At 46.1% G+C, this 16,619-nt stretch carries 13 protein-coding genes and 1 tRNA gene; 1 reads left to right on the top strand and 13 read right to left on the bottom strand.

Annotated features, from left to right (window positions below):
* Positions 1-2: 2 nt before the first annotated feature.
* From cbiQ to MCG98_RS11390, 3 genes are all read right to left on the bottom strand, one after another.
* Positions 3-821 (bottom strand): cobalt ECF transporter T component CbiQ, encoded by an 819-nt coding sequence (gene cbiQ / locus MCG98_RS11400; protein WP_240302098.1) that lies wholly within the window; start codon positions 819-821, stop codon positions 3-5.
* A 111-nt stretch (positions 822-932) separates the two neighbouring features.
* Positions 933-2,252 (bottom strand): circularly permuted type 2 ATP-grasp protein, encoded by a 1,320-nt coding sequence (locus MCG98_RS11395; RefSeq protein WP_240302097.1) that lies wholly within the window; start codon positions 2,250-2,252, stop codon positions 933-935.
* Positions 2,233-3,480 carry a glutamate-cysteine ligase family protein gene (locus MCG98_RS11390; RefSeq protein WP_240302096.1) on the bottom strand — a complete coding sequence of 416 codons (1,248 nt, stop codon included), beginning with the start codon at positions 3,478-3,480 and terminating at the stop codon, positions 2,233-2,235. The genes MCG98_RS11395 and MCG98_RS11390 overlap by 20 nt, the downstream gene beginning before the upstream one ends.
* 97 nt (positions 3,481-3,577) lie before the next feature.
* Between MCG98_RS11390 and MCG98_RS11385 the strand changes: the two genes are divergently transcribed.
* Positions 3,578-3,650 (top strand) — tRNA-Thr (locus MCG98_RS11385).
* A 153-nt stretch (positions 3,651-3,803) separates the two neighbouring features.
* On the opposite strand, the gene MCG98_RS11380 is transcribed toward MCG98_RS11385, so the two are convergent.
* From MCG98_RS11380 to ilvB, 10 genes are all read right to left on the bottom strand, one after another.
* Positions 3,804-4,658 carry a GH25 family lysozyme gene (locus MCG98_RS11380; protein ID WP_240302095.1) on the bottom strand — a complete coding sequence of 285 codons (855 nt, stop codon included), beginning with the start codon at positions 4,656-4,658 and terminating at the stop codon, positions 3,804-3,806.
* A gap of 113 nt (positions 4,659-4,771) precedes the next feature.
* Positions 4,772-5,752 carry a P1 family peptidase gene (locus tag MCG98_RS11375; RefSeq protein WP_240302094.1) on the bottom strand — a complete coding sequence of 327 codons (981 nt, stop codon included), beginning with the start codon at positions 5,750-5,752 and terminating at the stop codon, positions 4,772-4,774.
* Positions 5,753-5,835: 83 nt separating this feature from the next.
* Positions 5,836-6,765, bottom strand: coding sequence for a TIM barrel protein (locus tag MCG98_RS11370; RefSeq protein ID WP_240302093.1), 930 nt, complete (start codon positions 6,763-6,765; stop codon positions 5,836-5,838).
* Between the two features lie 38 nt (positions 6,766-6,803).
* The gene (locus MCG98_RS11365; protein ID WP_240302092.1) at positions 6,804-7,988 is read right to left on the bottom strand and encodes a pyridoxal phosphate-dependent aminotransferase; all 1,185 of its coding nucleotides are present in this window, start codon (positions 7,986-7,988) and stop codon (positions 6,804-6,806) included.
* Complete coding sequence (locus tag MCG98_RS11360; protein ID WP_240302091.1) at positions 7,985-8,836, bottom strand: mechanosensitive ion channel family protein; 852 nt, start codon at positions 8,834-8,836, stop codon at positions 7,985-7,987. The genes MCG98_RS11365 and MCG98_RS11360 overlap by 4 nt, the downstream gene beginning before the upstream one ends.
* 6 nt (positions 8,837-8,842) lie before the next feature.
* Positions 8,843-11,044, bottom strand: coding sequence for a 1,4-alpha-glucan branching protein GlgB (gene glgB, locus MCG98_RS11355; protein ID WP_240302090.1), 2,202 nt, complete (start codon positions 11,042-11,044; stop codon positions 8,843-8,845).
* A gap of 58 nt (positions 11,045-11,102) precedes the next feature.
* Positions 11,103-12,344 carry a DUF1015 family protein gene (locus MCG98_RS11350; RefSeq protein ID WP_240302089.1) on the bottom strand — a complete coding sequence of 414 codons (1,242 nt, stop codon included), beginning with the start codon at positions 12,342-12,344 and terminating at the stop codon, positions 11,103-11,105.
* A gap of 229 nt (positions 12,345-12,573) precedes the next feature.
* The gene (locus MCG98_RS11345; protein ID WP_240302088.1) at positions 12,574-13,737 is read right to left on the bottom strand and encodes a phosphoglycerate dehydrogenase; all 1,164 of its coding nucleotides are present in this window, start codon (positions 13,735-13,737) and stop codon (positions 12,574-12,576) included.
* A 1-nt stretch (position 13,738) separates the two neighbouring features.
* The gene (gene serC / locus MCG98_RS11340; protein WP_240302087.1) at positions 13,739-14,821 is read right to left on the bottom strand and encodes a 3-phosphoserine/phosphohydroxythreonine transaminase; all 1,083 of its coding nucleotides are present in this window, start codon (positions 14,819-14,821) and stop codon (positions 13,739-13,741) included.
* A 108-nt stretch (positions 14,822-14,929) separates the two neighbouring features.
* Entirely contained in the window at positions 14,930-16,612 is a 1,683-nt protein-coding gene (gene ilvB / locus MCG98_RS11335; protein ID WP_240302086.1) for a biosynthetic-type acetolactate synthase large subunit, read from the bottom strand.
* Between the last annotated feature and the right edge of the window lie 7 nt (positions 16,613-16,619).

The raw sequence follows: 16,619 nt of genomic DNA, 5'->3' as shown, positions 1-16,619 counted from the left end.
CTTTATCTTGTCAGCAGCCAGATACATACCATCAGCCCAATAAAAGCCCCGGCCAGCAGAACCTGCATCTTCCTGACAGGCTTTTCTTCTTCCCAGAAAAGCAGTTCTCCTGTATAGCCCCGGGACTCAAGTGCATCATAATAGGCATTTGCCTTTTTCAGTGATACAATAAAAAGATTACTTGCTATATTTCCAAATGACTTAAGCGACGTTCGAAAATCATCATACCCCATCCTGGACTGTGCTGAATTCTTCATTTTCCTCTGAACTTCCGTCAGAATAAAAATAAATCGATAGATCATATTCATCAGCTCTATGATCAGTTTTGGCACGTGTGCTTTCCGCAGCACCGAGATAATCTCATTTGACGGTGTCGACAGTGTCATCATAAACATAGCTGATACCGCACCGAATGCCTTAAGCATGATCTCCGCAGTCTTTATCAGACTCTCATTCGATGTATAGATACAAAAGAGATTCAAATCCAGGCAGTACTGCCCCGTCGGATGCAGCGAAAATCCCAGTGCTATTGCAATGCTTCCAAAAACCATGAACACAACAGGGATTGTCATGAACGAAATATAATCATGAAAACTTACGCCGCCTTTTACAACGGTAATCCCCCCCATAGCCAGTATCACCATCACAGACACAAACGGATTGTCCAGTGCAACACACAGAATCAGCGTCGTAAATGCGAATGCCACCTTGAATGACGCATTCCAATGCCGGATACCGGACATATATGCATAATAATCAATCGAAAACCCCTCGCCATGTTTATGTCCCGATTTACGGTGGTGCTTATGTATAGTTGACATCATTTCCTCCAAAATCACGTGCTCCAAAATGAAATTTCTCTGGTAAGTATATCAGTTTTTCTTTCTATAGTAAACGAAAGGGATATTCCAAAATGGAATATCCCGAAGTTCTCACTTCACGTACAGCGTTGCGACCGCTTTTTCATTGTACTGCGATGAAATGATTCCACCGTCAGAAAGACGCGAATAAATTCCGGAAAATACGCCATCATATACAAATAGTCCCGACATATTGGTATATGGCTTAAACTGTGCATCCTTATCCACCAGATAGATATTGGCCGTCTGATATGGCGGGCAATATTCCTGATAAATATAATCTTTTCCTCTATGTCGCATAACAATGTCTTTCCATTCTTCCTGTGTATAGTCAATCCCGGCAAACACCCCTCTGGATGCATAGGAGTCAAGTGGTTTGATAATCCATCGGTCTTTCTCGCGCAGTATGATCTCCAGCGTTTTTTCCCGTTCATCCAAAAGCTCCGTGGCCGGAACGTGTTCCATGACAAATTCCCGTTCTTCCTGTGTCAGAAACGACAGCGTCCTCTGTTCTCTCAGCACTTTGAACAGCCATTTGTTATGGATGATCTGCGTACAGAAAGAACCGATCAGGCAAACATCCTGATGCTTCACAGCCTCAATAAAATCCCGGACCTCATCGTAATGCTCCATGACATCCGTTGTAACCGCCCGCCTGTAAATCACATCGATCGGATGCCCTGAAGGAGAATACAGCACGCCATCTCTATAAATAAGTTTTGTGATCTCACAAATTTCAGTCTCGTATCCGGCCTTTTGGAATCTGCGTTCAAACTCTTCAAATTCCGTGATCGAACAATGCTCCAGAAAATCAACTATCGCAACGTACGGATGTTCTTTCTTTTTTTCATAGCTGTTATAAATGTTTAGAAAGGCATCAACCCAACTGTCAAACAGCTCAAATTTCTCAAAAGAATATCTCTGTTTCATCTCCTGATGTGCCGGATTGAGATCAACAGCCATATTTAACACATAATCTTCATTCATTGCGCTCGTTCCATCTGTGTTGATCTCACAAAATTGAAAGGTACCATCATCCTCGTTATAAAATATATCAAACCGAGCGATAGGAAGCACCGATTGATATAGATTTGGAACAAGAATCAGTTCCTCAAGTCTTTCAGAAAAAGGAAACAGCTTGCGGTATTCCGCATTCGCCAGGTATTCCCTGATCACCTTTTCAAATATCCGATATGTTGTTCTCACAATTGAACGGTACTGTTCAATCACTTCTGCCGTAAAGACTTTTGGTATATGCAGTGTATGCACACACCTGCCGTGATAAGCAACGGAGGAATGCTCAAGATAATCTTTGACTTTAAGCGCCGCCTCCTGATTTTCTTCAAAATTACTTTCTATTTCCTGTCTGTATTCATTTAATATTGTTTTCATAATACTCTCTCGCCAACGTTCTTTTATGATATAGTATTTCTTCCAAAGGCAGCAATGATAGCTGTTCTGTTTCCATAAGCTGATTTTTCGCTGCTTCAATTAAATAACTCAGCAGTTTTGCTGCTTCATACCCGTATACATCCCCGTCAAATCCGTTTTTCATCAGATTTTTCTGTGCTTTTATTATTTCCTTCTCTGATGCGGAAAACTTTTCATTGACCTCTTTCACCAGCTCTTTATTATAGAAAATCCCCTTCAGCAGAGCTGTATAGGCAAGCACACATTTTATCGGCATACTGTCTGCGTACCGGATCTCCAGATAATGTTTTAATCGGACATCCTGAAAATTCATGGATAAAACATGCTCTATGTCATGCCGGCTGAGGCGTTCTTCCCCCCAGACCTCCGCCGTGCTTTTATGCCCGGTATACATCGGTGTATCCTGATCCTCCACAAAAACAGGAGGCATCCCAAGCAGAAAATCCGCATATTTATCAAATCCAAAATCCTCATCAAAAAGCCCCTTGGGAATGCCCGTACGCGCAGGGTCTACATGATCCCATATATAGCTTCGCGCCATATATCCTTCATAGATTTCTCCTTCCATGATCGGTGTATTGTCCGTCAGAAGTTTTAGAAGCGGCATCAGAATATACGCGGCTCTGATCTTCTGCACGAAATCCTGTTCGCTGCAGTAATCAATAGATACCTGCGTTGCTGCGGTTCCACGCATCATATTGATCCCGCACGTACCGGTCTCCATAAAATAGCGATCCATGAACTCATATCTCGTCTTAGGAATCAGCGGCATATCCTGCACTTTCGATTTCGGATGATAGCCGAGTGTCAGCAACTCATACCCGCACTCCCTCAGGATCGGCTGTATCTGTTCCAAAAACATTCTGTATATCCGGTAGATGAGCGAAATGTTTTCCCTCGGATTAATGCTGATCTCCAGTTGTCCTGCAGGTTCCAGACTGATGGAATAATCCTCATTATAAATTCCAATCAGAAATCCTTCCGGTTCATAACGCCACGGGAAAAATTCGGATAACCGTTCCAGAATATAAGCAATACCTTTTTCTTCCTGGTAGGTAACACTCTCGCCGGTCTCTGACCTTACGATCAGATGTTCCAGCTCTACCCCCAGTTTTTCGATACAGTTGCGCTTACTTCCATTCTCAAAATATTTTATCAGTAAATCCTTATTTTCTTTTCGTATCTCCAAGTCTTTTTACCTCGTAAAATTTTTTTTAAAAAATTGATAAATTATGGTTGCATTTTTTTCAAAATACGGTATAATACTCTTTGTGTCAACCACACACGCTGGAATAGCTCAGTCGGTAGAGCACTTCACTCGTAATGAAGGGGTCGAGGGTTCAAGTCCCTTTTCCAGCTTGTTTCTCAAATCGCTTCAAACCATAAGGTTTGAAGCTTTTTCTTTTGCCGAATCAGGCCAACTAACAAAACTACATTTGATTCTACCTTATTATATCCCCTAATACAAGGCAATAATGAAAATTCCTGTCAGATTTAAAAAATGGATGCAGACTACAGGGCAATCAGATCTGCCCACGTCTTCTCACCGCAGATCCCGTCTACCGGACCTGCTGCCCCGTCTCTTTCCTTCTGATATCTGCGGCATGCATCCTGGCAACCAGCGCCGTAACTTCGGTCAAGCCCGCCATCATAGTATCCTCGCGCCTTCATTATCTCCTGAAACAACAGCACATCGTTCCCTCCGCTTCCATACTGCAGTGTATGAACCTCAAACATATAAACCGCCTCACTTTCCTGGTTCTCACCTTTAAAATAACTGTTCAGATCCACCCATGAAATATCTCTGTCCACATGGCCTGATATTCCCGGGACATTTCCTTTACTTGTATACTGCCAGATGATTCCGGCATTTGGTTTCAGGGCGTAATTCGGTGTTCCGTTATCCGCAGCCGGGTACCTTGCCAGCCAGAGCGGATATGATTTCAGAGACTTTGGCAATACGTTTGTATACCAGTCCGTATTACAATAAATCCCGCATGGATAACCGGCAGCCCGCACGGTATCCAAAAATGTTGTGGCAATCTCTTCAAGTTTTCTTGTTCCAAGCTGTCTCTGCTTTTCCCACTCCAGATCCAGCCATACCCCGCAGGAAATTTTTTTGTTTCTGATAAGTTCCAGTGTTTTCTCCGCCTCGGCAATTGCTGCCGATTTTGTGAGAGCATAGGAAAATTTATATACGCCTATGGACATTCCTGCGCTGCTGCACTGTTCATAATTTTTTTTGAATTCTGTATCCTCTTTATTATTTTTATCAGTCACTCTGATAATAGCAAACTCGATTCCGGCTTCTCTGATTTTTCTTGCGTTTACACTGCCCTGATAGGCACTGATATCGATACCATACATAAAAAGCCTCCTTAAGCTAAGTCTTACAGAGAGCAAATTACTCTCTAACTTAAATATATGAGTAATATCAGAAACCTGTCAAAATTCGGACTGTTTTAAATTTTGAAATTATTTTAGAAATTCAACTCAGAAGCGCTGATCAGTCCGTAGTCACCAACGGCTTTTTGCACACCTCTGTTAACCGCATACCCCATAACACGAGCCGCAAGTGTTCCCACGGCATTTGCATCTGCCGCCACTTCTCCCGTTGCCATGGCAAATATCGAATCGCCGTCCGCCCATGTGTGAACAGGACGGATCGTCCTTGCCATACCGTCATGTGCCATGGATGCAATTTTCATCATCTGGGTTTTATCCAGTTTTGCATTTGTCACAATGCAGCCAATGGTTGTATTTCCGGCAAAATAATTTTTATCCGCCGTGTATTTCTGATACATGAGTTCTTCCGAATTACACAGCTCCTTTTTATCCGGCGAAAGAAGACCTCCGATCTGTCTTCCGGTATCCAGATCAAACACATCTCCAAGTGCATTTACCGTTACGATCGCACCTACCTGCAGATCGCCCAGCTGTACGGCGTAAGTTCCCAGTCCGCTTTTCATGGAGCGCTCTGTTCCCATGAATTTTCCGATACTGGCGCCTGTGCCTGCCCCCACGTTGCCTTCCGGTACCGGTTTGCCGGAAGCATTCTCACAGGCTGCTCTCCCCATCGCCCGGTCCGGCCTGATCCTGGAGTCACCGACTGTCAGGTCAAAGATCGATGCGCCGCATACGATCGGTACCACAGTCATACCCACATCAAATCCAATTCCTCTTTCTTCCAGATACTCCATCACACCTGCCGCCGCATCCAGTCCGAATGCACTGCCTCCGCTCAGCACGACTGCATGAGCCGCATCGCAGATGTTGCCGGGCTTTATCGCATCGGTTTCCCTGCCCGCGGGTGCACTTCCGCGAACATCCACTCCCGTAGCAGCGCCCTTTTCACATATGATCACAGTACAGCCTGTTGCCCCCTGCTTATCCTGGGCATGGCCTATTTTGATCCCGTTGATCTCCGTGATACTGATTTCATGTAATAACTTTCTGTCCATAAGACTCCTTCTCTTTCTGTTCTGATACAAACAGTCCCGCCTTCGAAAAGTCAGGCGGGACTGTCTGCGTCGCTGTATTCCTGTTAAATTTTGTAACCGACAGATTTCAGATAATCCACACTGGCTTTTACATCCTCCAGTGTGGCTCCTGAGTCACGCGGATCTCTCTCCTGTTCAATCGTTATGTAACCGCTGTACCCGATCTCTTCCAGCGTATCTTTGATCGCCGGATAATCAAGAGTCCCGGTTCCGATTGGACACATGGAACCTTTGGCAACCCCCTCAAAGAAACGTAGTTTTTCCATTGACATTACTTCACGGTAAATCGTTTCATTGACATCCTTAAAATGCACGTAATCGAGCCGGCCGGCATATTTTTTCAGCCAGGCCACCGGATCCATTCCCGCATAATACAGGTGCCCCGTATCCAGACACAACCCCGCCGTCTCATAAGGGATATCTTCTGTCAGTTTCTCAATCTCATCCGCAAATTCAATATAGCCGCCTGCATGAGGATGAACTACAACACGGACACCAAATCTTGCCGCATGATCACAGATTTCCCGGATATGGTCCATCAGCTGTTCCCATTCCGCCTGTTCGAGTCTCTTTGCACGGTCAGGATGGCCAGATGTAAAATCACGTTCATCATGCCCCCAGTCGATCACGACCAGATATGGCGTCGGAAACTTTTGCCCCTCATACTCCGGCAGTTTCGGCAGCTGTGTGATCAGCCAGCAGATATCATCCGCTGCCTTCAGCACATTGGCATGATTTTCTTTGCTCACCAGATCCTGAAATATCGTGCCTGCCACAATGGAAATCTCATTTTTCTCAAGTTCCTTTGTCACCGTCTCCACATCGATCGGCAGATAACCGTACGGTCCCAGTTCCACCGCACTGTAGCCGGCCATCCGGGCCTCTCTCATAACAGTCTGCCAGGTCGGAATATACGGATTCTTCGGATCCTCCACTCCCCAGCAGCACGGTGCCCCACATATTTGCATTGCCATTTTGCCGTCACTCCTTTTCCTATTCTTCGTTGTTTTCTCTATCGATAGCGATCTGCCAGTTTTTCAAATGCTGGCAATGACCGTTTTACTTTTTCTGTCTCTACACAGTAGGAGATCCTGAAGTATCCCGGACAACCGAAGGTATCACCCGGCACCAGCAGGAGATCATGCTCACGAGCCTTCCTGCAGAAAGCACCCGCATCTTCCTCCAGTGCTTTCGGAAACATGTAGAAAGTTCCCTGTGGCTTCACACAGGTGAATCCGAGCTCTGTCAGTTTCTCATACAGCAGATTCATGTTTGTCTCATAGACAGACAGATCCGCCGTATCATAGAGCACATCCTTAACTGCCATCTGAATCAGGGACGATGGACAATTATGCCCAATCCCTCTTGAAATCTGACCGCACATGTCAATCAGGAGCCCTGCATCCGGACATGACGGTGCAACTGCCACATAACCGAGGCGCTCTCCCGGAATGGAAAGTGATTTGCTGAAAGAATAGCAGGTGATTGTCTTATCATAAATGGAAGCCGGGTACGGCGAGTCAGTCCCCGCAAATATGATCTCACGATACGGCTCATCAGAGATCACATAGATATCATGACCGTATTCCGCTTCTTTTTCATGCAGGATCTTAGCCATATGTTCCAGTGTTTCCGTTGTATAAGCTGTACCGGAAGGATTATTCGGCGTGTTGATCAGAACCGCCGCTACATCCTCTGTCAGCATATCTTCCATCATTTTAAAGTCTATCTGGAATCGCGCAAGATCCGGCGGTACAATCTTCAGATTCAGGCCCGCAAGCGTTACGTATGGCTGATACTCCGGAAAATAAGGGGCGAAAGTCAGAACCGTATCTCCGGGAACAGTCACTGCACGAAGTGCGTGCGCAATCGAAGACGCCGCCCCGCTGGTCATAAAAATATGTTCCGTTTTATAATCCATATGGAACCGGTCTGACAGGGATTTTGCCACTGCCTCCCTGACTTCCTGATTTCCCAGTGTCGGGCTGTATCCGTGCAGTTCTGCAGGACTCTTTGTTTCCAGCAGACTGATCAGTCTCTTGGTAAGTTTTTCGGGAGCCGGCACGGAGGGATTCCCCAGACTGTAATCAAAGACATTCTCATATCCGATCTCCTCAGCCCGCATGGAACCGTATGCGAAAGTCTCTCTGATCACTGATTTCGCGCTCAGCATATTACGATATATTTCTGCAATCATTTTTTCTGCTTCCTTTCCGTATCCTGGCTGTGAGTCTGAATATGCACATCCATCTGAGGATAAGGTATCACGATCCCCGCCTCATCAAATGCCAGCTTAATCTCTTCGTTGAGCCTCCAGCGGGTCGGCCAGTAACTTTCTGTTTTTACCCAGGACCGGCAGCCGATACGGACACTGCTGTCACACAGTGCATCTACAAATACCTGGATCTCCCTGTCCTTCATGATATCTGCATCTTCCTGCAGAAGGCTGCTGATAATCTCCTTGGCCTTTTTCATATCTGAATCGTACGAAATATCCACTCTGAGATCCAGCTTCCGCTCATCCATAGCCGTGACATTTGTAATGATGTTATTCGTCAGAGTCGCATTCGGAATCACGATCCTGCGGTTATCCACTGTCATAAGCGTCGTGTAAAACAGCTCTATCTTCTGAACAGTCCCCTCATTATTTGCCGAGCTCTCAATGATATAATCCCCTACCCCAAACGGTTTCAGCAGCAGTAAGATTACACCGCCCGCCAGATTTGACAGTCCACCCTGCATAGCCAGTCCGATACCGACTCCGGCTGATGCCAGCAGGGCCGCCACAGATGACTCTTTCACACCAAACTGTGTTGCCAGCTGAAAAATAAGAACAGCATACAGTCCGGCTTTGATGGCTGAGTTCAGAAAGCTGATTGCCTCCGGCGCCAGTCCGGCTTTGTTCATCGATTTTCTGAATATTTTACAGATCCATTTAATGATTTTCGATGCAATCAGATAGACAACGATCGTCAGTACTACTTTCAGACAGAAAGAACCTACTTCAGGCAGATGTTTATCCATCCACTGCAATAAGATATTCATAGCTTTTTACCCTTTTCTGTATTCAAACACCGCGACACTGAGAGGTGCTGCTTTAATTTTAACCGAGTCGGAACGCTCATCGCACTCTACAGGCTTTGATGCCTTCACACGCGGATTCACCATTCCGCTGCCGCCGTATTTCTTTGCATCACTGTTAAAGATTTCCTTATATTTTCCTGCCTTCGGAACTCCCACCTGGTATTCCGGATAGGAAACCGCGGAGAAATTGCAGACGATCAGCAGCATATCATCCCGCTTTTTCCCACACCGCATAAATGTCAGAATATTTTTCTCCCATTCCATCTCATTGATCCAGATAAATCCCTCCTTATCATAATCCCGCTCATAGAGCGCCGGACAGGACTTATACATCTTCAGCAGTGCTTTGAAGAATTCATGGAATTCCCGGTGCCTCGGCTCTTCCATAAGCTCCCAGTCAAGCTGTCTGCTCTCGGACCATTCCTTTATCTGTGCAAAATCCTGACCCATGAACAACAGTTTTTTACCCGGATGACATACCATGTAAGTAAGCGCCGCCCGCATATTCGAAAACTTCTGCTCCTCATCACCCGGCATTTTTCCGATCAGAGATTTCTTTTCATGCACGAACTCATCATGAGAAAGTCCCAGCAGGAAATGCTCACTGTAAGCATATACCATGCTGAATGTCAGCTCGTTATGATGAGCGCCTCTGAATACCGGGTCATATTCCATATATCCCAGGAAATCATTCATCCAGCCCATATTCCACTTGTAATCAAATCCCAGGCCATCCTGTTTGACACTTTCGGTCACTTTAGGCCATGCCGTAGATTCTTCTGCGATCATCATCACATCCGGATGCCGTTTTTTTAATATGGAATTTAAATGCCGGAGGAATTCTATTGCCTCCAGATTTTCATTGCTTCCGTAGATATTTGCAACCCATTCTCCATCATTTTTTCCGTAATCAAGGTAAAGCATAGATGCGACAGCATCCATCCGTATCCCGTCAATATGATATTTCTCAGCCCAGAAGAGCGCATTCGAAATCAGAAAGTTGCTGACCTGTGGACGTCCGTAATTAAAGATCAGTGTTCCCCAGTGTGGATGCATTCCCTGGCGCGGGTCCTGGTGCTCGTAAAGGCAGGTACCGTCAAATGCAGCCAGTCCTGCGATGTCTTTTGGAAAATGTGCAGGTACCCAGTCCAGGATCACTCCGATCCCCGCCTCATGCAGTGCGTCTACAAAGGCCATGAAATCCTGAGGGCTTCCGTAACGTCTCGTCGGTGCATAATAACCTGACACCTGATATCCCCAGGATTCATCCAGCGGATGTTCCATTACCGGCATCAGTTCCACATGTGTATAGCCCGTTTCTTTTACATAATCAACGAGCATGGGAGCGATCTCACGATAATTGTAGAACAGCCTTCCATCCTCAGGTTTTCTGAACGAACCAAGATGAAGTTCATAAATGTACATGGGTTTGTCTTCCCCCTGTACCTTTCTCCGGTTTGACATCCAGTCCTGATCATTCCATCGGTATTTTTTCAGGTTTGTCACAACAGACGCCGTGTCAGGGCGAAGCTGTGCAGAATTCGCATAAGGATCGGCCTTCAGATAAGTCAGACCGTCTCTCAGCTTTAATTCGAATTTATATAATTCATCGGGCTCTATTCCCGGGATAAACAGTTCAAAGATTCCGGATTCCTCCAGCTTTTCCATCTGGTACATTCTTCCATCCCAGCTGTTAAAATCTCCGACTACGCTGACACGCAGCGCATTCGGTGCCCACACTGCAAAATGCACACCGCGCCTGCCGTTTATACGCATTGGATGAGCTCCCAGCCTCTCATATATATCATAGCAGATTCCATGGGAAAACTGTACTTCCTCCTCATGAGTGATCTGAGAAGGAAAGGCGTAGGGATCTTCGTACTCTCTGTACTTTCCCTCCTCCTGAATGACGAAAACATATTCTGGGATTTTCTTCCCGGGAAGTAAAATGGCAAAGAAACCATTTTCATCCTGCATCTTCATCCGATGGTTTACGCGGTCTGCTGTTGTCTTTAACATCACCTTCGTTTTTTCCGGAAAAAAACACTGGATCAGGACACCATCTTTCGTGACACGCGGTCCGAGTGTTCTGCGCGGCTTGTTCTCCTCCGAGTATACAATTGCCTCTATCGCTGCCCAGTCCATTAAATCGTATAGTTTATCTGCCATATAGCAAGTTCCTCCTGGTTTTCATGTATGATAGTACCTGTCAAGCAGGCACGTCCTTTTACTCTGATAATTGATGGATAAAAAGTCCGCTTCGAAGTTTGGGTTCAAACCAGGTTGATTTCGGAGGCATCAGCCGATGTGCATCTGCCACGTCAAACAATTCTGAAATCGAGGTTGGATACATGGAAAATGCGACTTTACAGTCACTGTCTGCCCTGCGTTCCAGTTCTTCAAGTCCGCGGATTCCTCCTACAAAATCAATGCGCTCATCCGTCTTCGGATCTTCAATCCCAAGGATCGGACCCAGCAGATGATTCTGAAGGATCGATACATCCAGCCCTTCGACAGGGTCCTTCGACATGTATTCCTCTCTGATGCACAGTCTGTACCAGCTGCCCTCCAGATACATTCCGAACATTCCTTTACGTTCCGGATGCACGGCTGCTTTTCCCACCTGTTCTATCTCAAATTTCTCTGCTGTTTTCTCCATGAACTCTTCTGCCGTGTATCCGTTCAGGTCTCTGACTACACGGTTATAATCCATGATGCTCAGCTCATCCTCCTGGAAAAGAACCGACAGAAAATAATTGAATTCTTCTTCCCCTGTATACTCCGGATTACTCTCCCGTCTCTTCTTGCCAACCTTCACAGCGGATGCGCAGCGGTGGTGTCCGTCAGCAATGTACAGGCAGTTAACATTTTCAAATGCCGCACTCATAGCTTTGACTTTGACTGCATCATCGATGACCCATACGCGGTGCCGGATATTGTCATCACTCACAAAATCATAAACTGCAGTTTTGCGCTTTGCATCTTTGATCAGCTGTTTCAGCTCCTCATCTTTGTGGTATGTAAGAAAGATCGGACCCGTCTGTGCATCACAGACATCCACGTGATTGATCCGATCAATTTCTTTCTCAAGACGTGTATTCTCATGTTTGCGGATCACTTCGTTTTCATAATCATCAATCGAGGCGCATCCGACAATACCGGTCTGAGCTCTTCCGTTCATCGTCAGCTCATAAAGGTAATAACAGTTCCATCTGTCTTTAACAAAATACCCTCCGCGGTACATTTTATTCAGGGTTGATTTCGCTTTTTCATACACTTTCGGATCATAAGTATCCACGGTGTCCGGAAACTGAGTCTCAGCCCTGTCAATTTTCAGAAAAGACAGAGGTTCCCGCTTTACTTCCTCGCAGGCTTCTTTACGGTTGTATACATCATACGGCAGCGCGGCTATCCGCGATGCCAGCTCCGATGTCGGTCGAATTGCTCTGAATGGTTTTACTGTCGCCATTTTTAATTTCCTCTCCAAATGTTTTTTATTGACTGGTACGCTCGTCCCAGTTTTTCGCGGTGGTACATTACGGTCCGCAGCCAGACCCAATTCCTCCTGACGCGCCTCAGGCGCTTTACATATCTTCTCATGCCCTGCTCCTGCCATTTAAGCTCTGATTTCCCAAAGCTCAAAAAGAGGGGGCTGCCGCAAAAATACATACGCTGATTTTGCGGCAGACTCCCTCCCTTTATTTTACAATACGAACCCTTAATACGCCATCTAATTTTCTCAGTTTATCCACAACTTCCTGCGTAGGCTTTGTCTGAAGGTCCAGCAGTGTGTACGCATAATCACCTTTGCTTTTATTCGTCATATCACTGATATTGACACCAGCTTCCCCAAAAACTGCTGTAAACTGACTGATCATGTTGATAATGTTTTTGTGATGGATGGCAATTCTCCCTGCCACCACGCAGCTGCCCATATCACAATTCGGATAGTTTACCGAATTTTTTATATTTCCGTTTTCCAGATAATCTATGATTTCCTTGACTGCCATTCGTGCACAGTTATCTTCGGACTCTTCCGTGGAAGCACCCAGATGAGGTGTAACCAGTGTATTTTTAACACCTGCAACGACCGGATTTGCAAAGTCTGTTACATATTTCTTTACCTTATTGTTTTCCAGCGCCTCCACCAGCGCCTTTTCATCTACCAGGATATCCCTGGCAAAATTGAGGATTACAACACCGTCCTTCATCATTTCAATGGCTTCCGCGTTGATCATCCCACGGGTCTCTTCCAGCAGAGGTACGTGAATTGTGATATAATCACACTCTTTGTACAGAGTCTCCAGATTATCGATATGTTTGATCGTTCTGGACAGATTCCATGCTGCTTCCACAGAGATGTACGGGTCATATCCGTAGACTTCCATACCCAGATGTGTTGCCGCATTTGCCACCATCACACCGATCGCTCCAAGACCGATGATTCCCAGTTTCTTACCGCTGATCTCACAACCGGCAAACTGTTTCTTCTTCTTCTCTGCCAGCTTTCCGATATCTTCTACATTCTGCTCACTTTCCACCCATTCAATACCGCCCACGATATCCCGGGACGCCAGCAACATGCCTGCGATCACAAGCTCTTTTACACCGTTCGCATTCGCACCCGGCGTATTAAATACTACGATTCCCTCATCTGCACATTTGCCCAGAGGAATGTTGTTGACACCGGCCCCCGCCCTTGCTATCACTTTCAGACTGGCCGGAAAGTTCATATCCTTCATGTTGGCACTGCGGACCAGGACTGCATCCGCCTCTTCCATATTCTCTGTCTCAACATACTGATCCGTAAAGCGTTCGATTCCAACACTGGAAATCGGATTCAGGCAATGGTATTTATACATGTTACAGATTCTCCTCTTCAAATTTTTTCATAAATTCTACCAGCTTTTCCACACCTTCCATCGGCATTGCATTGTAGATACTTGCCCGCATGCCGCCGACTGTTCTGTGGCCTTTCAGATTTTCAAAACCTGCAGCTTTGGACTCTGCCACAAATTTTGCATCCAGCTCCTTATCCCCCGTCACAAAAGGTACGTTCATCAGAGAGCGGTCTTCTTTTACAACCGTACCGCTGAACATCTTACTCTGATCCAGAAAATCATAAAGAACTGCAGCCTTTTTCTCATTATGCATTTTCATGGCTTCCAGTCCGCCCATACGTTTGATCCACTGGAAGACTTTTCCGCACATATAAATGCAGTAGCAATTCGGTGTATTATACATTGAATCGTTGTCTGCATATGTTTTGTACTGCATCATCGTCGGTGTTCCCGGCATCACATCTTCGCTGATCAGGTCCTCCCTGATGATTCCGATCACCATGCCTGCCGGACCGATATTTTTCTGTACGCCCCCGTAAATCATCGCATATTTCGATACATCCACAGGTTCTGATAAGAAACAGGAAGATACATCCGCAATCAGGTCTTTCCCTTTTGTATTCGGAAGTTCTTTGAATTTCGTTCCGTATATCGTGTTATTTTCACAGATATATACATAATCCGCATCCTCGCTGACCGGAAGATCCGAGCAGTCCGGGATATAAGAAAAGGTCTTGTCTTCGGACGTCGCGATCTTATTTGCAGTCCCGTATTTCTGAGCTTCCTGATATGCTTTCTTTGCCCACTGTCCGGTTACGATGTAATCCGCCTTTTTATGTTTCATGAAATTCATCGGGATCATCGCGAACTGCAGGGAAGCTCCGCCCTGCATGAACAGAACTTTATAATTATCCGGAATCTGCATCAGATCACGCAGGTCTTCCTCTGCCTGACTGATAATTTCGTCAAAAGCTTTCGAGCGATGACTCATCTCCATCACAGACATTCCCGTCCCGCGGTAATCCAGCATCTCCGCCTGCGCTTCCTTTAACACTTCCTCCGGCAGAACAGCCGGTCCAGCCGAAAAATTATACACTCTACTCACTTTTTTCTCCTCCTAAATGTCATTGAACTTAAAACATCGTAACAGTTCAGACGGCATCTGAACTGTTACAAGATATCATACTGCTTTGTTATTTTCCTGTCAATATCTTTACTCTTTAATTGTTAAATCCTGTTCATCAAAAACTTCCTCGATGGACGCCCCCGCGGGAACCATCGGGAATACCTTGTCATCACAATCGATCTGACAGTCTATGACAACCGTCGTATTCAGCTCGATCGCCTTTTTAATCGCCGGTACAATCTCGGACTTTTTCGTGACACGGATGCCGACAGCACCCATGGCTTCCGCCACCTTCACAAAATCCGTCTTGTCATTCAATACCGTATGCGAATAGCGTTTCTCATAGAACAGTGTCTGCCACTGTCTCACCATTCCCAGCACATGGTTATTGATGACCAGCTGAATAAGCGGCAGCTCATTGCGGACGGCTGTAGCGATCTCATTCATATTCATCCGGAAACAGCCGTCGCCTCCGACGTTGACTACGATCTTATCCGGTCTTCCGAATTTGGCTCCAATGGCAGCTCCAAGACCGTATCCCATGGTTCCCAGGCCACCGGAAGTGATAAAGGTGCGCGGCTGTGTATATTTGTAATACTGTGCTGCCCACATCTGATGCTGGCCTACATCTGTCGTTACAATCGCTTCACCGTTCGTTGCTTCATACAGTGCTTCGATCACACACGGTCCGGTAAGCCCGGTCGTATGATACTGCATTGGATAACGTTCTTTCATATCCTGGATATGCTCCAGCCATTCTTCGTGTCCCTGCTGTGGAATCTGCTCGTTTAAAAGCTTCAGCACTTCTTTTACATCACCGATAACACTCGCATCCACCACTACATTTTTATTGATCTCCGCCGCATCCACATCAATCTGGAGAATCTTTGCCTTGCGCGCAAATGTTTCCGTACTCCCTGTCACACGGTCGCTGAACCGTGCCCCGATCGTGATGAGAAGATCACTCTCCATCACTCCAAGATTAGAGGTTTTTGTTCCATGCATGCCGATCATCCCGGTATACAGCTCATCGGTCTCAGGGAACGCGCCTTTCCCCATCAGGGAAGATGCCACCGGGGCATTGACTTTATGTACAAAAGTGCGGACTTCCTCTGAAGCGTCTGAGAGGATCGCGCCTCCTCCGATCATGATAAACGGTTTTTTGGCCTTCGCGATCATCTGGACTGCCTGTTCAATATCCTGCATTCTGAGTTTTTCCGTACTCGGTATAACCACTTCCGGTTCACGGAAAGTATATTCTGCTTTTAAAGCTGTGACATCTTTCGTCACATCGACAAGCACCGGTCCCGGACGCCCTGACTGTGCAATATGGAACGCTCTGCGAATTGTCTCCGCAAGTTTCGTAACATCTTTTACGATCATGCTGTGCTTTGTGATCGGCATCACCACACCGGCGATATCAATCTCCTGGAAACTGTCTTTTCCAAGCAGCGGAACCCCCACGTTTGCGGTAATTGCAACGAGCGGGATGGAATCCATATACGCCGTTGCAATCCCCGTCACCAGGTTGGTGGCACCCGGGCCTGACGTAGCGAAACAGACACCAACTTTGCCGGTCGCTCTCGCATATCCGTCAGCAGCGTGTGATGCCCCCTGCTCATGTGACGTCAAAATATGACGGATTTCATCCTGATGACGATATAATTCATCGTATACGTTCAGAATCGTCCCTCCCGGATATCCGAAAACAGTATCTACTCCCTGCTCCTTCAAACATTCTATAATAATTTCTGAACCTGTTAACTGCATAGGCTTC

The sequence above is a fragment of the Ruminococcus sp. OA3 genome (genome assembly GCF_022440845.1).
Classification (GTDB): domain Bacteria; phylum Bacillota; class Clostridia; order Lachnospirales; family Lachnospiraceae; genus Ruminococcus_G.
Note: the sequence above shows the minus strand (reverse complement) of the source record. Positions and strands in the feature narration are given on the sequence as shown.